Annotated in this window: 20 protein-coding genes; 7 read left to right on the forward strand and 13 right to left on the reverse strand. The window is 66.8% G+C overall.

Annotated features, from left to right (window positions below; genetic code table 11):
- Window positions 1-19: 19 nt before the first annotated feature.
- Window positions 20-556, forward strand: coding sequence for a TIGR02281 family clan AA aspartic protease (locus QX048_RS32665; protein WP_315717625.1), 537 nt, complete (start codon window positions 20-22; stop codon window positions 554-556).
- A 78-nt stretch (window positions 557-634) separates the two neighbouring features.
- Here the strand turns inward: QX048_RS32665 and dusA are convergent, their stop codons facing one another.
- Complete coding sequence (gene dusA / locus QX048_RS32670; RefSeq protein ID WP_315827814.1) at window positions 635-1,654, reverse strand: tRNA dihydrouridine(20/20a) synthase DusA; 1,020 nt, start codon at window positions 1,652-1,654, stop codon at window positions 635-637.
- A 373-nt stretch (window positions 1,655-2,027) separates the two neighbouring features.
- Between dusA and QX048_RS32675 the strand changes: the two genes are divergently transcribed.
- Window positions 2,028-4,655: a spermidine synthase gene (locus tag QX048_RS32675; RefSeq protein WP_315827813.1), complete on the forward strand. Its 2,628-nt coding sequence runs from the start codon at window positions 2,028-2,030 to the stop codon at window positions 4,653-4,655.
- Between the two features lie 4 nt (window positions 4,656-4,659).
- On the opposite strand, the gene QX048_RS32680 is transcribed toward QX048_RS32675, so the two are convergent.
- The 3 genes from QX048_RS32680 to QX048_RS32690 all read right to left on the reverse strand — a co-directional run bounded on the left by QX048_RS32680 (window position 4,660) and on the right by QX048_RS32690 (window position 7,851).
- The gene (locus tag QX048_RS32680; protein ID WP_316200846.1) at window positions 4,660-5,283 is read right to left on the reverse strand and encodes a 2OG-Fe(II) oxygenase family protein; all 624 of its coding nucleotides are present in this window, start codon (window positions 5,281-5,283) and stop codon (window positions 4,660-4,662) included.
- 93 nt (window positions 5,284-5,376) lie between these two features.
- Window positions 5,377-5,706, reverse strand: coding sequence for a hypothetical protein (locus QX048_RS32685; RefSeq protein WP_315717488.1), 330 nt, complete (start codon window positions 5,704-5,706; stop codon window positions 5,377-5,379).
- A 120-nt stretch (window positions 5,707-5,826) separates the two neighbouring features.
- A complete protein-coding gene (locus tag QX048_RS32690; protein WP_315827811.1) occupies window positions 5,827-7,851 on the reverse strand; it encodes a hypothetical protein in 2,025 nt (674 codons plus the stop codon).
- Window positions 7,852-8,132: 281 nt separating this feature from the next.
- Here QX048_RS32690 and QX048_RS32695 point away from each other — a divergent pair, with 281 nt between their 5' ends.
- The 5 genes from QX048_RS32695 to QX048_RS32715 are packed head-to-tail and all read left to right on the forward strand — an operon-like array spanning window position 8,133 to window position 11,778.
- Window positions 8,133-9,017: a peptidylprolyl isomerase gene (locus QX048_RS32695; RefSeq protein WP_315827891.1), complete on the forward strand. Its 885-nt coding sequence runs from the start codon at window positions 8,133-8,135 to the stop codon at window positions 9,015-9,017.
- Window positions 9,014-9,994 (forward strand): HupE/UreJ family protein, encoded by a 981-nt coding sequence (locus QX048_RS32700; protein WP_315752558.1) that lies wholly within the window; start codon window positions 9,014-9,016, stop codon window positions 9,992-9,994. Before QX048_RS32695 ends, QX048_RS32700 begins: the two co-directional genes overlap by 4 nt.
- 17 nt (window positions 9,995-10,011) lie before the next feature.
- Window positions 10,012-10,623 (forward strand): HupE/UreJ family protein, encoded by a 612-nt coding sequence (locus QX048_RS32705; protein WP_315752557.1) that lies wholly within the window; start codon window positions 10,012-10,014, stop codon window positions 10,621-10,623.
- Window positions 10,620-11,240, forward strand: coding sequence for a HupE/UreJ family protein (locus QX048_RS32710; RefSeq protein WP_315827810.1), 621 nt, complete (start codon window positions 10,620-10,622; stop codon window positions 11,238-11,240). Before QX048_RS32705 ends, QX048_RS32710 begins: the two co-directional genes overlap by 4 nt.
- A 46-nt stretch (window positions 11,241-11,286) precedes the next feature.
- Entirely contained in the window at window positions 11,287-11,778 is a 492-nt protein-coding gene (locus tag QX048_RS32715) for a prepilin peptidase (protein ID WP_315717476.1), read from the forward strand.
- Between the two features lie 18 nt (window positions 11,779-11,796).
- On the opposite strand, the gene QX048_RS32720 is transcribed toward QX048_RS32715, so the two are convergent.
- Genes QX048_RS32720 through QX048_RS32760 form a run of 9 tightly spaced genes read right to left on the reverse strand, consistent with a single transcriptional unit; the run spans window position 11,797 to window position 18,284 of the window.
- A complete protein-coding gene (locus QX048_RS32720) occupies window positions 11,797-12,426 on the reverse strand; it encodes a hypothetical protein (protein WP_315717475.1) in 630 nt (209 codons plus the stop codon).
- Entirely contained in the window at window positions 12,426-12,989 is a 564-nt protein-coding gene (gene gspM / locus QX048_RS32725; RefSeq protein ID WP_315827809.1) for a type II secretion system protein GspM, read from the reverse strand. The genes QX048_RS32720 and gspM overlap by 1 nt, the downstream gene beginning before the upstream one ends.
- Window positions 12,986-14,062, reverse strand: a complete 1,077-nt coding sequence (locus tag QX048_RS32730) for a PilN domain-containing protein (RefSeq protein WP_315827808.1) — start codon at window positions 14,060-14,062, stop codon at window positions 12,986-12,988. The genes gspM and QX048_RS32730 overlap by 4 nt, the downstream gene beginning before the upstream one ends.
- The gene (locus tag QX048_RS32735; RefSeq protein WP_315827807.1) at window positions 14,059-15,003 is read right to left on the reverse strand and encodes a type II secretion system protein GspK; all 945 of its coding nucleotides are present in this window, start codon (window positions 15,001-15,003) and stop codon (window positions 14,059-14,061) included. Before QX048_RS32735 ends, QX048_RS32730 begins: the two co-directional genes overlap by 4 nt.
- Window positions 15,003-15,722, reverse strand: coding sequence for a type II secretion system protein (locus QX048_RS32740; protein ID WP_315717471.1), 720 nt, complete (start codon window positions 15,720-15,722; stop codon window positions 15,003-15,005). Before QX048_RS32740 ends, QX048_RS32735 begins: the two co-directional genes overlap by 1 nt.
- Window positions 15,722-16,120: a type II secretion system protein J gene (locus QX048_RS32745; RefSeq protein ID WP_315717470.1), complete on the reverse strand. Its 399-nt coding sequence runs from the start codon at window positions 16,118-16,120 to the stop codon at window positions 15,722-15,724. The genes QX048_RS32740 and QX048_RS32745 overlap by 1 nt, the downstream gene beginning before the upstream one ends.
- Window positions 16,113-16,577, reverse strand: coding sequence for a prepilin-type N-terminal cleavage/methylation domain-containing protein (locus tag QX048_RS32750; RefSeq protein WP_315827806.1), 465 nt, complete (start codon window positions 16,575-16,577; stop codon window positions 16,113-16,115). The genes QX048_RS32745 and QX048_RS32750 overlap by 8 nt, the downstream gene beginning before the upstream one ends.
- Complete coding sequence (gene gspG / locus QX048_RS32755; protein ID WP_315827805.1) at window positions 16,570-17,052, reverse strand: type II secretion system major pseudopilin GspG; 483 nt, start codon at window positions 17,050-17,052, stop codon at window positions 16,570-16,572. The genes QX048_RS32750 and gspG overlap by 8 nt, the downstream gene beginning before the upstream one ends.
- A 20-nt stretch (window positions 17,053-17,072) precedes the next feature.
- On the reverse strand, window positions 17,073-18,284 hold the full coding sequence (locus QX048_RS32760) for a type II secretion system F family protein (RefSeq protein ID WP_315827804.1): 1,212 nt from the start codon (window positions 18,282-18,284) through the stop codon (window positions 17,073-17,075).
- Between the last annotated feature and the right edge of the window lies 1 nt (window position 18,285).

Raw genomic sequence — 18,285 nt, forward strand, 5'->3', positions numbered from 1 at the left:
TGCCGACGGGAGGCGCGGCATGAACAAGGTCGTGCTCGTTTTCGTCACCATGGTGCTCACCGCGGGCGCCGTGATCGTCTACAAGGATCCCGAGCAGGCGGCGCTCGCGAGCGACACAGTGTCGGAGGTTCTGCGCAGCCGCGCGCTCAGGGCCAAGGCGAGTCCTCCGACCAACGCGGTCGAGATCGAGCGCACCAGAGGCGGCGAGTTCGCGTTGCGCGCCAAGATCAACGGCGTCACCGCGCCGATGGTGGTCGACACCGGCGCCACATCGGTGGTTCTGACCTACGAGACCGCCAAGGCCGCAGGCCTGCCGCTCGAACTGCTCGCCTACGACGTCGACGTCGAGACCGCTGGCGGCCACACCAAGGCGGCGCGATTGACCTTGGACCGGCTCGCGATCGGCAAACTGGTGGAACGCTCGGTTCCGGCGCTGGTGGTGCCGCACGGCCAGATGAAGACCAACTTGCTCGGCATGAGCTTCCTCGACCGGCTGGAGCGCTGGGAAGTGCGCTCCGACCGGCTGATGCTGCACGGCTTTCCCGATCGCAGCTGAGGGGCTGAGCCTCGTGGCAGCCTGCAATCCGGTCGCGCGACAGGCCGTTGTCGAACTGCCGCCGCTGGCCTGAGCCGCTCAGGCCAGCGCAGCAACCGCAGGGCGCTCCTCGACCATCGCGACCGCCTCGCGCAGCACCTCGATGCCGGCGCCCGGCTTGACGCCGCGCTCGGCGAGATGGCGGCGGAACGCGCGTGCGCCGGGCACCGCGTGATAGGCGCCGACGAGATGCCGCGTGATCGCGTGCAGCCGCGTGCCCTGCCCGAGCTGGCGCGCGATGTACGGCTCGAACGCCGCCAATGCGCCCTTCATGGTTCGATGCGGCGCGACGTCGCCGAACAGGACGTGATCGACATCGAGCAGCCGCCACGGCTCCTGATAGGCCGCTCGCCCGAGCATCACGCCATCGACATGCGCGAGATGACCTTGCGCAGCTTCGATGCTGCCGATGCCACCATTGATGATGACGGGCACGTGCGGCAGCCTCGCCTTCAGCCGGTACACCCTGTCGTAGTCGAGCGGCGGGACGTCACGGTTCTCCTTCGGCGACAAGCCGTCCAGCCACGCCTTGCGCGCGTGCACGATCAGCGCGTCTGCGCCGCTGTCGACGACCGCGTCCGCCAGCATATCGAGTGCGATTTCCGGATCCTGATCGTCGATGCCGATGCGGCACTTCACCGTGACGGGAATGCGAACGGCGTGCTTCATCGCGGCGACGCAGGCGCCGACGAGCGCAGGCTCGGCCATCAAACAGGCCCCGAAGCGGCCGTCCTTCACCCGGTCCGACGGGCAGCCGACATTGAGGTTGATCTCATCGTAGCCGAACTCCTCGCCGATCTTGGCTGACGTCGCGAGATCGCCGGGATCGGAGCCGCCGAGCTGCAGCGCCACCGGATGCTCGCTTCGATCGAAGCCGAGCAGCCGCTGGCGGTCGCCATGTATCACGGCACCGGTCGTGACCATCTCGGTATAGAGCAGCGCCCGGCGCGACAGCAGCCGATGGAACACCCGGCAATGCCGGTCGGTCCAATCCATCATAGGCGCGACGGAGAAGCGCCAAGACGTTGATTCCACTGTTTTATTCGAGACATCAGCCATTGGAAGTGTACCAGAGCCACCCGATCACCGCGCATTTACACTGGTTTCCACCGATTTCGACCCGTTTTTCGTGCGCAGCACAACAATGCCGGATCGGAGAGGATCGATGGTTTACCGAATTCAACCACAACGTTCCGCAGATCGCGGCTGCGTCTGGTCATCGCTCCCTGACGGGTCTCATGCGATACAACCATCTGCGCCGAGCCGCGTGCTCCCACAGCTTCTGTCAAACCACCGTCACGAAACACGAACACAAGGAAACGATCTCGACCTTGGCGGCCCATGCAGCCGAGCTTGATCCCGTGCCCGGAGCAGTATCCCGCACGGCGCGCTGCATCCGAAGACCGATCACGGGAATTGCAGGTACCAAATCTTGACCGAGGCACGCCACGCAGACCCGCGCGACAATGATCTGGTCGCGGAGAAGCAAGGCGTGCGGTCTTCCGGCGTCGATCTCGTCGCCCGCCAGAGCATGGCTCGGCTGAGAACGCTGAAGCTGCTGATTGCAGCATCCGGCCTCGCCGGGCTGGGCTATGAGATCGTCTGGACGCGCCAGCTCGCCCTCGCCCTGGGCACGGAGATGATGGCCGTGCTCGGCGCCATCGCAGGATTCTTCGCCGGGCTGGCGGTGGGCGCCTTCGTCCTCGATGGCCGGATCCGCCGCGCCGCCAATCCGCACCGGGTGTATGCCGTCCTCGAAACGGTCATCGGCCTGTGGGGGCTATGTGCGGTCTGGCTGCTTCCCGCGTGCGCGCGCGCCCTCGCGCCGCTTCTCGGCACGGCGCCTTCCCCCATCTTGTTGTGGAGCGCGAGCTTCCTGCTGCCGACGCTGATGCTGTTGCCGGCGACGGTGGCGATGGGCGGCACGCTGACCGCGCTGGAACGCATGATGTCCGCGGCGCATGGCACGCGGCCGGTCAGCGCCGGCGTCTATGGCGCGAACACCGCCGGCGCCGTCGCCGGCACGCTGCTGTCCACCTTCGTGCTGATCCCCGCGCTCGGATTGTCGGCGACGCTGCTTTGCCTGGCAGCCGTCAACGCAGCCTGCGCGCTCGCAGCGCTTCGCCTCGACCGAGCCCCAAAGGTCGACGCTCGCGCGCGCGACGATCGCAGGCGCGCTGTCGCCGGCCTCCGCCTGACAGGAACCCTGTTCGTCACCGGCCTGCTCGGCATCGTGTTCGAAGTGCTGGTCGTGCGCCTGGCCGCGCAGATGATGCAGGACACGGTCTATAGCTTCGCCTGTCTGTTGGCCGCCTACCTGCTGGGCACTGCGATGGGCGGCATGATCTGGCAGCGCGTGGGGCACACGGTTGCGCGCGGCAGAACCGCGTTGATCAGCGGCACCGCGCTCGTCTGCCTCGGCACGGCGCTCATGACGCCCTTGCTGGGCGGCCTCGCTGACAGCGCTGCGAGCCTCGGCGTCGTCGGCGAGCTCGGCATTGCGCTGGCGCTGTTCCTGTTGCCTGCGATGGCGATGGGCGCCTTGTTCGGCCAGCTCATGCAGGATGTCCGCAACGTCAGGGGATCGGTCGGCTGGGCCGTCGGCATCAACAGCCTCGGCGCAGCCATTGCGCCGCTGGTCGCGGCACAGCTGCTGATTCCCGCTTTCGGCACTTGGAGAGCATTGGTCCTCGTTGCCGTCGGATATCTTCTGCTGCTGCAGCCCCGACGCGCTGCGCTGCGCTGGGCGGCGGCGCCCGCTCTGCTTGCACTCGCGCTGTTGTGGCTTCCCGCCCCGCTGCTCATCAGGGTCCCGCCGGGCGGCAAGCTTCTGGCCGTGCGCGAGGGACCGATGGCGACCGCGAGCGTCGTCGACGACGCCTCAGGAGCACGCTATCTCGAGGTGAACGGCCACTTTCGCATGGGCGGCACCAGTTCGGTCCGATCCGATTTCCGCCAGGCCATGCTGCCGTTGCTCTTGCATCCAGCGCCGCGCAAGGCCCTCTTCCTCGGTGTCGGCACCGGCGCGACCGTGCTCGGCGCCGCGCAGATGCCGGATCTCGACGTGCGCGCGGTCGAACTCTCTTCCGAAGTCGTCGCGCTGTTGCCCTGGTTCGACAACCCTGCGGCCGAGAAGGAAAGGCCGCCGATCTCCGTTGCCGATGCCCGGCGCTTCGTCATCGCCGATGACGGACGCTACGACGTGATCGTGGCCGACCTGTTCCACCCGGCGCTCGATGGCAGCGGCGCGCTGTACACGGTCGAACATTTCGCGGCCGTCAAGCGGCGACTGGCGGCCGAGGGCGTGTTCTGCCAGTGGCTGCCGCTCTATCAGCTCGATGCGCCGTCGCTGCGCGCGATCATCAGGAGCTTTCTCGCAGTCTTTCCACAAGGGTCCGCCTGGCTGAACCATTACAGCGTGCGCACGCCGATGCTGGCTCTGATCGGATCAGGCGCCCCGAGCCCGATCGCCCCCGAACTCGTCGCCGCACGGTTCTCCGACCGGAAGCTTCACCCGATCATTCAACCTCTCGGCTTCGATCAGACGGTCGACCTTCTGGGCCAGTATGTCGCCGGCGCGAAAGCACTCGCGAGCTTCGCCGGTCCGGGACCGCGCAACACCGACGATTTCCCATTCGTCACGTTCGACGCGCGCAGCAACGTCCACGCTCTCTCGGCGGCCCCATGGCAATTGCTGCTGACGGTCCTGAGCCAGACAAAGACCGACGCGGCCGATTTGCTGGAGGACTCGAAACGCGGAATGTGGGAGCAACGACTCGGCGCCTATTGGCGGGCTCGCAACCAATTCATCCAGGTCGGCGCGGCGCTGACCGGCGAACCGCGCGGGCCGGCGCTCATCGCAGCCGCCGCGCCCGGTCTCCTCGATTCCATTCGCGCCAGCGCCGAGTTCGAGCCGGCCTATGCGCCGCTGATGAGCATGGCAAAAGCGCTGCTTGCATCGGATCGCGCGGCTGCTGAACGCCTGCTTCGGGCAATCGACTCCGCCGCGCCGTCGCGACGCGAAGCGCGCGACCTGCTGTCGCGCGAGTTCGAACGATAGAGCGTCAGGACGCGAAGCTGACGCGGTAGCCCCAGCAATCCAGATGATCAGGAATCGCGTTGAAAGCGATCGTGATACGTTGGTCGCCCTGATTGCGCGGCACCTCGTGGTAGAGATAGCTTGGGAACAGCACGAGATCGCCGGGCTCCGCCTCCGGCAGCACGTATTTGCCGGCATTGAACGGGCCGACCGCGGCGCTGCGCGTGTGATGGCGGAACGAGAAGTCGCTGCCGCCGGGCGGCCGCACGAACACGGTGCGGCTGCCGGGGTGAGACGGCGTCAGATAGAAGATGCCGGAGATGAAGCTGTTGGCGTGGGCGTGCAGGGTCTGGCTGCCGCCGGTCTCCAGCATGTTCGTCCACATCTCCTTGACCGTCCAGCGCAGCTTCTCGCCGAACAGCAGCTCGCCGAAATCGATCAGCTTGGGCACGGCGAGCTCGGCGATGGTCTGAAACAGATTATTGGCGCGGGGATCGGCGACCTCGGTGTGGAACAGTTGTCCGGACCGCAGGTTGTTCTCGATCTTCGAATGGCGGATGGCTGCCACCGCCGCGTCCTTGAGCTCGGCGCTCAAGAGCCCAGGCGAACGCAACAACGGTATCGGAAAAAGAGCTTCGATCTGGTCCATGTCTCAAGGCCTTGCACGCGCCGCAACGGGACCGACAATTTGCCGACTTGCATGACAGCCGGATGACGAGAGTGGAGACGCGGTGCGCGCCCGTCAGCGCGTCGGCATTTCGTCGGCACTGAGAATGTTGAGCCGCTCGCCGGGCCTCAGGCTGTGGGGCCGGTCGCGCACTTCCAGCACGGCCCTCTCGGCCTTCTCGACACAATCATCGAACTCGCCATTGCCGGCCTCGACCAGCGCCTGCTGAATGTCCCGCTCGGCGAAATAACGCGACACGTCGTCCGCCGGCAGGGTCGCCGCCTGTGCGCGGGCCTCCGCCACTGCGGCGTCGCAGACCTCCTGCGTCGGCTCCTCGTCATGCGCCGATGCGACTGCGATCGTGAGGACTAGAACGGCGAGACTCACGGCGGACAAACGCGACATCACCTCGACGAACCCCAGGGAAAAGCAGGTTTCAAAGACGAAGCGCCGGTTCGCAAACTGGCGCTCGGAGTGAGCAGGATCCGACGGGACGATATGTCCCGCCGGATTGGTGCCGATCAATCAGTCGCGGTTGAACGCCCAGCGACCCCAGTGGCCCCAGTGACCCCAGTGGTCCCAATCGTGCCAGTGGTGATGCTCGTGAGCCAGCTTGCGGGCCAGCTCCTGATTCTTTTCGACCAGCAGCTTGGGCGTGCTGTAGGTTCGGACGAAGATCGGGTTCGCGTAGAACCAGACGTTCGACCAGGCCTGCACGTCGTTGGTCACCTTCTTGACGCCGCCGACCGTGCCGAGGTGCGAGGGACATGCCGGATCTGTGCAACTGACGGTGGCGTTGTTGGCATCGAGCAGCGGATTGCCGGCGCTGTCGGACACGTTCGGAGTCGCCGGCGGGATGTTGGTGCCGCGGGCGCGGATGTAGAACGGTGTCTGGCCGGCGATGAAGGTGGTCGTGAAGCTGAGGCGGGTCGAACCGTCGCGCAGCTTGTGGCTCCGCATCTTGGTCGCCGGGATCTGCTTCGCGATCTTGGCCGACGTGTTGTAGACGATGGCCGCACCATCGACACCCTTGGCATTGGCCACCGCATAGCCAGGGGCGCCCGGCGCGATCGGACCGGTGATGTCGCCGGTAATCAGATCGACGTGGTCGAGATAGGGCTTGTTCAACGGCTGCTTGATGCCGACCGGCAGCAGCAGCGGGTTGTTGAAGCCGTACGGGCTGTTGTTGGAGGCCGGAACGGTCATCTCCATCTCGAGCGTGACCTTCTCGCCCGGGCGCACGACGAGCGTCTCGCCCATCGTCTTCCAGTCGTCGTCCCACTCACCCTTCGCACGGAACTCCATGTCGGAGCCGATGATGTCGGCGTTGACCGAGTAGGAATTACCCGAGCGCATGCCGTCGATGATCGACTGCTGGGAGAAGCGCCGCTCGTTCGGCACGTACAGCCTGGTGTACTCGCCGGGGATGAAGTCCGCCGTCGTGCCGGGATCGCGCGCGCCATAGACGCCGCGGCTGTGCCAGTCCGAACTCTGGAACAGGAAGAAGTTGCGGCCTTCGCCGAGCAGACCGTCCCACAGCCCGCCAACCTTGGCGGTGTAGACGCCCTGCATGCCGTAGGTGCCGCCGCCGACTGCACCCGAGCCATAGGAGCCCGAGCCGCCGTTCACGCCGCCCTCGGCCATATGACCCGGGGCTTCGATGCCGAACGCGACCGTCGGGCCGGCGTTGTTGAAGTCACGGAAGTGCTCGATGTTGTAGCCGGCCGAGCCGTTCGGATTGAACGGTCCCTGCCGCTCGGTATGGGTCGGCACAGCATAGGATTGCAGCGGGTGGTTCGCCTGCAGCCAGGCGATGCCGGCGACGGCCTTCTGGTGACCGGCCGTGCCGGAATTGTTGACATTGTCCTTGCCGGCCCAGACCGGGTTGTTGCTGGCATCGACCGGACCGATGGCGTCGGTGTCGGCGCGGTCGAAGCGATATTCGAACTCGGCCATCTTGTCGGCATTGCCGTAACCGCGCGGGTTCTGGCCGGCGATCACGGCGACGTCGCCATGCTCGTGACCGGGCAGGATCCACTCCAGGCCCTCGACCAGCACCTTGTTGTAGGTCGCGGTGCGATTGACGATGGTTGGGTACTCGATCTCTTTGATCGACTGCCAGCGCCACATCTTGGCGCCGGTATCGGTGCCGTTCGGCGTGCCCTTCAGGCTGGTGATCGTAATGCCGTCGATGGTCTTCCCGAGCGTCTGGCTCCAATACGTCGTCGTATTGTCGCCCGGGATGTTGGCGCTCGCATCGCTGAAGCGGCAATCGCGGTTGCCCGAACCGCCGTGGTTGCCGAGCGTGAACCAGTCGAGATCGAAATTGTTGCCGCCAGCCGCCGCGGTGCCCTTGCCGACCGAGCGGTCGATCGCATAGCCGGCAGCAACCGAACCGTCGGTGCAGGTGTTGTGGTTGTGCATGTCGCCCGCGACATACGGATTGTTCTTGGTCGTTTCCCCCCAACGCTCCCCAGCGTCGGCGCTCTGTGACAGGGCCAGCGAGACCGAGGCCGCTGTCAGCAGGATTGTCTTGGTAGATGGAACCATTATCGTCGCCCCTAAAGAATTCGATCGATCTCCAAACCGAGATGACAACGCGACCGATGCGCCGTCGTCATTCGCGGCGCGACCAAACCAAAACTCGGAGACAGTTTGTTGAAGGATTTATTTTTGCTGGCGTCTTCCCCACGAACATCGCGGTCGGCCGTCGTTGCGAAATTTTTGTGACACTGACGTTTGCCCGGTGACAACGGCAAGTGTGCCGTTGCATATACGCGCCGCGCAACGAGCGCGGTCCGAGTTGTAAAGAACGTATGTCAGCCCCTGCCATGTCGAATGCGGCGCAGACCTTCGAGAGCGCCTCTGCACGCTCCAATCAGCAAGATGGCAACAGCTCTTCCCCTGCGCGATCATCATCCGTGACCGCCCTGCGCCGGCTCAGCAGGGAGCCACTCCTGCACTTCCTCGTTCTCGGTGGCCTGATCTTCGCGGCCGATGCCATCATCCACCCGCCGGCGAAGGACGAGAAGGTCATCACCGTGACCAAGGCCCTGCGCCAGTCCTTCATCGACACGTTCGACGAGGACAAGCAGCGGACCCCGAGCGAGGCCGAGCTGCAGAAGATGGTCGAGGCCTGGGTCGCCAGCGAAATCCTCTATCGGGAAGGCAAGACGCTCGGCGTCGACCGCGGCGACGAGATGATCCGCGACCGTGTCGCGTTCAAGCTGCAATATCTGATCTTCGATCAGGTGCGCGTGCCACAGCCGAGCGAGGAGCAGTTGCGCGCCTGGTTCGCCGACAATCATGCCCGGTTCGACGAGCCCGAGCGTGTCAGCTTCTTCATGACGCCACCCAGCGACGAGGCGACGGCGCGGCGCTATCTGGACGACATTCGCGAGCAGCGCGAATCCGAGGAGCTGCGCGATCAGACGCGCGCGATTCTCGACCGACCGGTGCCGAGCCTGGCCGCCGGCTTCGGCGACGGCTTCAGCGACGGCCTGCTCAAGGCGCCCCTCCAGGAATGGACCCTGCTGCAGTCGAAGGACGGGTGGCACGTGGTTCGTCTCGACGCCCGGAAGCCGGGCGCTCCGGCGAAGCTCGAGGACATCCGCGCCGAGGCGGCCAAGATCTGGCACACCGAAGAGACACGGAAACGGGCCTGGGAGGCGGTGAGCCGGCTCAAGGCCAACTACACGATCAGGTACGAGCCGTGACCGGCGCGCGCGCCCTGATCGCCATCGTGCTCGCGCTCGCAGCGCTGCTGCCCGGGCGGCCGGCGGCTGCGCATCAGGCGACGATCGCCGTGCTCGAGTTTCGCGAGATGCGCCCCGGCGCGTATATCGGGCGATGGACGACCTTGCCGAAGGATGGCGTCAACCGCATCGATCTCAAGATGCCTCCGCATTGCTACCTGCGCCTGCCGGAGCTCAATTGCGGCGACAAGGGCCTCGTCGGACAGATGACGATCGCCAATCTCGGCGAGGACATGTCGGCCGCCATCATCCGCGTGACGTCGCTCGCTGGAGAGACGCGCAGCTACACGATCTCTGCGGCCAATCCGGTCGTGACCGTGCTGGGCACCGATGCGCCGACGCTCGACACCTGGCTCGAGCTCGCCAAGACATACGTCAATCTCGGCATTGACCACATCCTGCTCGGCGCCGATCATCTGCTGTTCGTGCTCGGGCTGATCTGGATCGTCCAGGGCGGCTGGCGCCTGCTCAAGACGATCACGGCTTTCACGATCGGCCATAGCGCCTCGCTGGCCGCAACGGCGTTCGGATGGATCGGCGTCGCCGAAGGGCCGCTCAACGCCTGCATCGCGCTCAGCATCGTGTTTGTCGGCGTCGAGATCGTCAAACAGCAGCGCGGCGAGACCGGGCTGACCGCCCGCTACCCATGGGCTGTCGCTTTCAGCTTCGGTCTGGTGCACGGCATCGGCTTCGCCAGTGCGCTCGCAGGCCTCGGGCTCGAACGACGGATCCTGCCTGCGGCATTGCTCTTCTTCAATGTCGGCGTCGAGATCGGACAGGTCCTGTTCGTGCTGCTGGTGCTGGCGCTGATCTGGGCACATCGCCGCCTCGGCGCGGCGCTGCCGCGCTGGGGCGCCGAGCTGCCGGCCTATGCAATCGGCTCGGTATCGATGTTCTGGTTCCTGGGCCGCCTGGTGCGGGTTCTGGCGGCCGCATGATGACGAATGGGACGAACATGATCGCGCGCAAACTCCTGCACGCCGTGTTGGGTGCGGCGCTGCTCTCGCTGCTGACAGCGAATCCGAGCCTTGCCCACGAGCAGACGGGCGTCGGCGGCGGGCTGGCCAGCGGCCTGCTGCATCCCTTGACGGGGCTGGATCATCTGGTCGCGATGGTTGCAGTCGGCATCTGGGGCGCGCAGCTCGGCGGCGCGGCGATCTGGATCCTGCCGGTCGTCTTCCCGCTGGTGATGGCGTTCGGGGCCATCCTGGGAATCCTCAAGGTCGGATTGCCCGTCCCGGAGCTCATCATCGCGCTGTCGGCGCTGGTGCTCGGGCTCGCGGTCGCGATCCGCATCCGTGTCCCGTTTGCAGTTGCGGCCATCATCGTTGCGATCTTCGCCATCTTTCACGGCCACGCGCACGGCGTCGAGCTTCCGACGGCGGCAAATCCCCTGGCCTATGGCTGCGGCTTCGTGGTCGCGACCGGTCTTCTCCACGCCTGCGGCATCACCATCGGCGCGCTCGCGCGCTGGCCCGGCGGCGAGCGCATCATCCAAGGCGTCGGAGCAGCCATCGCCGCGCTCGGCGGCTACTTCCTGGTCGCGAGCCTCGGAGTCGCGGCATGAGCACGTACCGCCGGACCGCCCTGCTCGCATCGGCGCTGCTGCTGACGCAAGCGCAGCTCGCTGATGCCCATATCGTGTCGGCCCGGCTCGGCGACTTCTACGCCGGCGCCCTGCACCCGCTGCTCGCGCTGCAGGACGTCGTGGTCTGGGTCGCCCTCGGGTTGCTGGCCGGCTCGCTCGGTACGGCGAGCGGACGCTGGCTCGTCGTGGTGTTCCCGCTCGGCTTGTGCACGGGGCTTGCACTCGCCGCCGGCTCTGGCGCAACGGCGGTGTCTCCACTCGGCGATGCCGCGACCATTCTGATTCTCGGGCTGCTGCTGGCGGCGGCCTTGCGCATTCCCGTGGTCCTGCTGAGCATGATTGCATTCGTGCTCGGCGTGATGCGCGGCGCCGCCAATGCCGGCGAGCTCGTGCCGCAGACCGACCGCCTCCTCTATGCCGCCGGTCTCGCCAGTGCGGGCTACGTCACCATCACCCTCGTGATGGCGCTGGCGGTCACCTTCAGGCGCCCCGAGACCGAGCCGGCATCGAGCTGGCGCGGGATCGCGGTGCGCGCAGTCGGTGGCTGGGTCGCCGCAATCGGCCTGATGATGGCGGGACTATCGCTCGCAGCCTGAGCTGGCCTATGCTCGGGCGATCCGACCCCGCGAATTCCAGGGCTGCGTGACCGACGCCATCAACATCGTTACGATCGTCGTGCTGCTCCTGACCTGCGCCGGACTGATCTGGACAGATCTGCGCAGCGGGCTGCTGCCGGACTGGATGAATGCACTGGTCGCCGCCAGCGGCTTCGCAAGACTGGCGACGCTTGTCGATCTCCCCGAGGCACTGTGGAATTGCGCCGCAGCCCTCGCCCTCGGCTCGGCGCTGCTGCTGCTGCGGCTGCTCTACGCAATGGCCCGCGGCCGCCAAGGATTGGGCCTCGGCGACGTCAAGTTTCTGATGGCTGCGACGCTTTGGGCCGGCCTGCCAAATATGCCGATCCTGCTGCTCATCGCCGCGACGACGGCACTCGCCGCAGCGCTCGTCCTCTTCATCATGGGCCGCCGGCTGACAGGCCAAACGGCGCTGCCGTTCGGCCCGTTCCTCGTCCTCGGCCTGCTTGCCGTACTCGCTCTGCAGGCCACCGGGAGCGAATTGCTCGTGACCTTCTGAATGCGGTAAGCCGTGACCTCAACGCGCCCGCCGCGCCATCCGCTCGCGTCCGCCCGGCGGCGCAGGCGGGGTCATCGGTCCCGCCTGCACGTCGCCGCTGCCGGCTGTGCCGAGCTGCGGCATTTGCAGAGTGACGGTCTCCGGCGCCTTCAGCAGCGAGGCCTCACGCGGTCGCAGCGACTGCAGCACCCATCCCTCATGCGAGGCGCCGACCCGCAAGCGCAGCGACGCCTGCGATGAGGCATCGACGAAGATGCCGAAGCTCTCCTCGTCGCCGATCACCGTGCCGACGAGCTGCAGGTTTGGTCGTTCCGGCTCTTGCTGCGGCGGAGGCGGCGGCGCTCGCATGACCATGACGGGTGCGGCAACCGGTGGCGGCCGGCGCGAGGCCGAGAAGATCGGACGGTCGCGCGTCGCCGAGAGAGCACTGATCGGAACATCCCACAGCGGGTTGGCACTCCTGCGCCCCGGGACTTGCGCGCTGGGCGCCTCGGAAACGGCCGGCGGGTCGGAGGCGCCGGGCGCGGCCTGCGCGGGCGCAGCGGGCTCGAGACCATCCGCCGTCTCACCCCAGGCACGGCCGAGCGAAGCTGCAAGCACGCATACGGTAGCAACGGTGACGAGACCTGAACCGACGAACGATCGCATCACATTTTTCCCTGCCATTGGCCCGACACGGTGACCAGCACCGTCAGCCGCCCCACACCGCCGGCCGCGGCCGCCAGCGGTTGCTGCACGTGCAGCTGATCGACGAAGAGAAACGGCAATCCCGCTTCGAGATCATAGAGCAACTGCTGCAGCGCCGGCTGTTCGAGCTCGCAGCTGGCGACGACGCTGATCAGGTTCTCGTTGCCGCGCGCCGCCGGTAGCTCGACCTGGGTCGACAGCACGCTGCCGCCGGCCTTGCTGATCGCCTCCGTGAGGCGCTGCACCAGCGCCGCGCCCGCGATGGTGACCGTTCGTCCCTCGACGAACACCGATCCGCCCGGAGCCGTCACGCTGTCCGAGGAGGAACTGCTGTCCGGCCGTTTGCGTCCCGAAAACTGCGCCAGTTGCGCGTTGGTGTCATTGAGTTGGTCGCGCTTGGCGACGAGATCGGCGACCGCTGCAGCACCAAGCCAGAGCAGTGCGACGATGGTCGCCGCATAGAGGATCGCAGAAGCGGCCGGCGAGTTCACGAAGATCCGGCGCAGCGATGTCGACCAGTTCATGCCCGGTCCCCGAAATAGGCGTTGATGCGCACCTCGATATGGAAACGCTCGCCCGCTTCCCCGGCGGTGCGCGTCGTCGGCGCATAGAAGGTGGCGCGGCTGAACTGCGGCGACTGCTCGATCAGCCGGATCAGCGCGGGGGCGTCCTGGGTCAGGCCGGAGATCTGCAGCCGATCGTTCTCGACATGCATCTCGACGACATACGTCCCGTCGGGCAGAATCTTCGACAGCGTGTCGAGCACGATGACGCTGGCGGGACTGGTCTGCTTGCGCTTGGCGAGCAGCCCGTCGGCGGCGGTGGCGCCCATCGCGGGCCGCAGCGCCGCGCGCAGCCGCGTGACCTGCGCCTGCGCATCTTCGAGCTCGCCATCGAGATATCCGCCGATCAATGTCGTCGCGATCAGCAGCACGGCCGTGGTCGCAGCAACCGACAGCCAGCCGAGCTTGAGCACGCGCCCGAGATCGCGCCCGCCGGCAAGCGACGAGCGCAGCGACGTCTTGAAGATCTGGATCTGGCCGCCATCGGCTGAGCCGACATCGGCGGTGATGACGAGCCTGGCGGCGCCGACCTGATCGGCCAAGGCAAGCAAGGGCTGGACCAGAGCACGCGGCGTCGCCGCGAGCGTCAGCGCGATCCGATCCCCGGCTGCGCGCGGGGCGCTGCAACCGTAGAGGACCTGATCGAGATTCCACGGCGTCAACCTGCCGATCTGAGTCCGGATCATGCCATCGAGAAACGGCTCGGCCTGCCTCGGAAAGTCGAGCGGGCGGACCAGGACGCTCTCGGCGGCCAGATGGATTTCCAGCGCGGCGCCGCGCAACGTTCGCAGCCACTCCGGCGAGAGCCCGGCCTGCGCAGCGCCGGCCGCCGGATTCACCCTTGCCGGCGCCGGCATCGGCTTCACCTTCGCCTTCGGTTGCGCCTGAATCGTCAAGACGACGCTTTCTGTTCGGTCATGGCGGACCAGGACCTGCGGACGTCTGAGCAGCCGATCGGCCACGGCTTCGATCGCCGTCGCGACGCTCGCCGTCCACACCGTCAGTCCGCGCTCGATCGCTTCGGTCAGCTTCATGGCATTCCCCGCGCCTGAAGCGCTCCCCTCGGTTGCGGCCCCTCGTCCTGGCGCGCCAGCAGCCGATAAGGCTCCTCGCCTTCGCCGGGAACGATCACCGCCGTCGCCGCATGACGAAGCCCGCCCGCCGGACCGACGACGATGCGCAGCCGATAGGCCTTGCTCTTGCCCTTGGCGGCATCCTTCGCAACAGGACCGAGCGTCTTGGCCAGCGTATCGGCATCCTGTGACAGCGACGCCCTTGCGTTGAGGAAATCCTTCAAGATCAGCGGCGTCATTCCCGGCAACGCTGCAACGACCTCCGGCGCAGCGATCGTCGGATCGATTCCGGGAGAGCCGTTGAAGACGGTCACCAGCGGAAGGACCCGATCGACGAGCGATGCGGGAATGCCGAGGACGAGCGACAGCTCGCCGACATGCGCGAACGGCGCCAGGCGCGGGACACGCTTGAGACCGGCCGCCGCATAGCGCGCCTCCTCCGCCTGGGCCTTGGCTGCATCGGATGGCTTGGAGCGCCACGCGACCACCCGCTCAGCATGATCCTTGGCGGCATCCCGGTCGACGCCCAGCGTGACGAAGAGGTTTTCGAGCATGTCCTTCGAGGCCGTGTTGAGATCGATCCGCGCCGCTTCGTTGACGAACGAGACCGCGATGTCGTTGCCTGCAAGCGCCAGGCGGAAACCGCCCTGCCGCGGCCGTTCCTCCTCCTTGGACAGCAGCAGGCGATAGGCCGACAGTTCGATGGCCGCCGAGATCAGCGCATCGGCCTCGACCGCCTCGTCTTCGAGCCGCAGCAACCGCGCCGAGCTGCCCAGCTGCTGCGAGACGACCACGACGAGGGCCGCCAGCGCCGCGAGCATCCACAGCGCCGCGATCAGGATGAAGCCATCCTGCGCGCCGCGCCGGTCGGCAGAGCCATTGCTGAAGAAGCGAACGGGCATCAGTCGACCGGCTCGCTCTTGTTCGGTTGGGCCGGCTCGGCCACGGCTGGCTGGTTCGCGGTGCCGCCCGCTCCCGTATCGGCAAAACCGCCCCCCGGCGCATCGACCTGAATACGGACTGCGCTGACGAGTACGGCCGCGCCGCCACGGCTGTCGTCGTAGATCGTCATGCGGACGGCGGACGGCAGCTTGGTCGCATCGCGCCATTCCGTCGTCCAGGCCATCGTCCTGTCGGCATAGGCGAACGACATCCGGAACGGCGCCGACAGCAGCACCACGGGATCGACGAATTTGAAATGCTCGGTCACGGGCTGGCCGACCGACACGGGCTCGAACGCGGCACGCGATCGCCGCAGAGCGCGCTCGCCCCTGCCCCCTTCCTCGCCGATGCGCACGATATCGAGGCCATGTCCCGCATTCGGACCAAACTCGGCGCGCACGAACATCGCCGAGACCTCGTCGCCCACGAACAGCGGTCCCTTCTGCTCGCGATTGGCCGAAACAAACTGCACGGCAGCGAAATCATCGCCGACCCGCCGCAGCGCGGCGGCCACCATCTCGGCGCGCTGCACGCGATCCAGTCCGCGCTTCCATGCCGGCAGCCATTGCGACGTCACCGCAGCCAGCGCCGACAACACGATTCCGGCAATCGCGAGCGCGCCCAGCGCCTCGATCAGCGCAAAGCCCTGCTGTTTCGGTCGATCGGGTGGGACGCGCATCAGCGCGCTCCTCGCGCGAGGCGAACCGTCTGCACATCGGCGACGGCGCCCGAGCCGGTCTTCACACGCAAGGTCACTGCCTCCGGAATCCACCCGGTCTGCCCGGCCGGCTCATTCCAATCACCACCGAGCGGCCTGACTTGCAGCACCACCGCCCCAGAGCCGGAGCGCTGATCGATCCTGCCCGGCTGCAGCCGGCTGCGATCAGCCAGCACCGTTGCCAATGCCAGCCTCATGTCGGTGACCAGGGTGACATGCTGTTCGAGCTTGCGAACACTGGCCGCGTTGCGCGACACCACGGCGCCGATGGCGATGATCGACACGCTGACGATGGCAAGCGCGACGAGCACCTCGATCAGCGTGAAGCCTGCGTCACTCCGGTCGCCTATATCAACCATTGGCAAGCGCGCGCGAGACAATGTCGATCCTCCCCGTCAGCCAGTTCACCCTGATCTCCAGGCTCAGATCGGCGCGCGACAAGGTAATCGCGCCGCCGCAGGACAGGCCATCAGGAAAGAAGCTGATCGTCGCCAGCACCGGCCGATGCTGGCAGCTGCGCGGCAACGTCGCCAGGAACGCGACGTCGTCGGGCAGCTTCAACGCAGCCGCGCCGCTACCGGAGCGGATCAAGCGGCGCGACGTGTCGATCTCAGTGTCGACGCGCGTACCTGTCCGCATCGACGAGGCACGATCGGACTTCAGGAGTACCGCAGCTTGCAGCGCATAGGCCTGCAGCCGAGGCCGCGACGTCTGTCGCGGCAGATAAGGCAGCGCGACGGACGCCAGCAGCGCGACGATCGCGAGCACGCAGACCATCTCGAGCAGCGTGAAGCCGCGCTGGCCGTCGTCACTCACTGCGCGCGCTCGTCTGCGTCGGCGTTCCCAGGACGATGTCCGCCGCCGTTCCGCTGCCGCCCTCCTGGCCATCGGCACCGTAGGACAGGATGTCATACGGGCCGTGGTCGCCCGGCGCGCGGTAGACATAGGCCGTATTCCACGGATCCTTCGGCACGGCACCGCCCTTGAGATAGGGGCCGTTCCAGGCGCTCAGTCCGGCCGGCCGTTGCGCCAACGCCGCGAGACCTTCCGAGGTCGAGGGGTAGCGGCCGGCATCGAGATAGAACAGATCGAGCGCCGCCGAGAAGCTCTGCAGTTGGATCCGCGCCGCCTTGGTCTTGGATTCGCTGAGATAGTTCAGAACGCGCGGACCGATCAGCCCCATGATCAGTCCGATGATCGTGATCACGACCAGCATCTCGACCAGCGTGAAGCCGCGCTCCTGCTCGCGCCCGGCCCTCGTGGCCGGCTCGATCTGGGTATCTGATCTCATGTCGTTCTCCTTGATGGCGGTCAGCCGACCAGTTGCGTCACCGAAAGCAGGGCCGTCATGATCGAGACGATCAGGCCACCGACGACCACGCTGATCAGCAGAATGGCGGCGGGACCGACGATGCCGACGACACGGTCGAGTCCCCGCTGCAGCTTGGCTTCGTAGAATTCGGCGATCCGGGTCGACAGCGTCGGCAACTGGCCGGTCTCCTCGCCGAGCCGCAGCATGCGCAGCGCCATCGGCGGCAGCATGTTGTCGGCCGACAGCGCCTGGGACAGCTTGCCGCCGTGACGGACGCGATCCGCCGCCGCCGACCATGGCGCGCGCGACGACGTCACCGCCATCACGTCAACGAGGATGCGCAGGGCGGCGCTCAGATTGACGCCGCAGCCGAGCAGCAGGCCGAGATTGCGGCAGAACAGGCTGGTCCGATAGAACAGCAGGAGGCTGCCGATGCCGGGCGTCACCGCCAACACACTGGTCAGGCCGGCGCGAACCGCGGGCTGACGCAACAGCCACCAGCCTGCCGCAAGCAGCGCCGCACAGCCGAGCGTGATCGCAACTGCATTGGCGCGCAGCAGATCCGACATCGTCATGAAGAAGCCGAGCGCGGTATCGGCACGGCCGCCGAAGTCGCGCAGCACGGCAGAGAAGTTCGGCAGCACGGCCACGAGAAAGAACAGCATCACGCCGATCGCCGCGAGGAAGACGAAGGCGGGATATTGCATCGCGTCGGTCAGTTTGCGTCGCGTCGCCTCGGAACGCTCGCGTTCGCCGGCCAGCGCAGTCAGCACGTGATCGAGCGTTCCCGACGCTTCGCCGACGCGCATCAGCGCGACATACATCGGCGAGAACAGCTGCGGCTGGGCGGCCGCCGCGTCGGCGAAGCTTTCGCCGGCCATGATCGCCGCGCGCAGCCGCGCCACCACGGGACGGAGGCGGCCGATGTCGGAGTCGCCGGACAGCAGGTCGAGCGCGTCGTCGAGCCGCGCGCCGGCCTTGAGCAGCAGGGCCAGGTCGCGCGTGAAAGTGGTCACTTCAGCCGCGGACGGAGCGCCGAACGAGAACCCGGACGCAGCCCCCGTCCGCTCCTTCTTTTCCTCCACGGTTTCGATCGGCAGCAGTTGCAGATACGAGATGCGCCGTTCGACCTCGCTGCGCGACGGCGCGACGAGAGATCCGACGACGATTTCACCAGACTGCGTCAGAGCGCGATAGCGGTAGCTCGGCACG

It is taken from the genome of Bradyrhizobium sp. SZCCHNS30572 (genome assembly GCF_032484415.1).
In the GTDB taxonomy this organism is placed as follows: Bacteria; Pseudomonadota; Alphaproteobacteria; order Rhizobiales; family Xanthobacteraceae; genus Bradyrhizobium.

Excerpts from the sequence above, each read along its gene's own strand:
- QX048_RS32665 (WP_315717625.1), top strand. The coding sequence starts at position 20 with ATGAACAAGGTCGTGCTCGTTTTCGTCACCATGGTGCTCACCGCGGGC.
- dusA (WP_315827814.1), bottom strand. The coding sequence starts at position 1,654 with ATGGCTGATGTCTCGAATAAAACAGTGGAATCAACGTCTTGGCGCTTC.
- QX048_RS32680 (WP_316200846.1), bottom strand. The coding sequence starts at position 5,283 with ATGGACCAGATCGAAGCTCTTTTTCCGATACCGTTGTTGCGTTCGCCT.
- QX048_RS32685 (WP_315717488.1), bottom strand. The coding sequence starts at position 5,706 with ATGTCGCGTTTGTCCGCCGTGAGTCTCGCCGTTCTAGTCCTCACGATC.
- QX048_RS32690 (WP_315827811.1), bottom strand. The coding sequence starts at position 7,851 with ATGGTTCCATCTACCAAGACAATCCTGCTGACAGCGGCCTCGGTCTCG.
- QX048_RS32695 (WP_315827891.1), top strand. The coding sequence starts at position 8,133 with ATGTCGAATGCGGCGCAGACCTTCGAGAGCGCCTCTGCACGCTCCAAT.
- QX048_RS32705 (WP_315752557.1), top strand. The coding sequence starts at position 10,012 with ATGATCGCGCGCAAACTCCTGCACGCCGTGTTGGGTGCGGCGCTGCTC.
- QX048_RS32710 (WP_315827810.1), top strand. The coding sequence starts at position 10,620 with ATGAGCACGTACCGCCGGACCGCCCTGCTCGCATCGGCGCTGCTGCTG.
- QX048_RS32720 (WP_315717475.1), bottom strand. The coding sequence starts at position 12,426 with ATGCGATCGTTCGTCGGTTCAGGTCTCGTCACCGTTGCTACCGTATGC.
- gspM (WP_315827809.1), bottom strand. The coding sequence starts at position 12,989 with ATGAACTGGTCGACATCGCTGCGCCGGATCTTCGTGAACTCGCCGGCC.
- QX048_RS32730 (WP_315827808.1), bottom strand. The coding sequence starts at position 14,062 with ATGAAGCTGACCGAAGCGATCGAGCGCGGACTGACGGTGTGGACGGCG.
- QX048_RS32735 (WP_315827807.1), bottom strand. The coding sequence starts at position 15,003 with ATGCCCGTTCGCTTCTTCAGCAATGGCTCTGCCGACCGGCGCGGCGCG.
- QX048_RS32740 (WP_315717471.1), bottom strand. The coding sequence starts at position 15,722 with ATGCGCGTCCCACCCGATCGACCGAAACAGCAGGGCTTTGCGCTGATC.
- QX048_RS32745 (WP_315717470.1), bottom strand. The coding sequence starts at position 16,120 with ATGGTTGATATAGGCGACCGGAGTGACGCAGGCTTCACGCTGATCGAG.
- gspG (WP_315827805.1), bottom strand. The coding sequence starts at position 17,052 with ATGAGATCAGATACCCAGATCGAGCCGGCCACGAGGGCCGGGCGCGAG.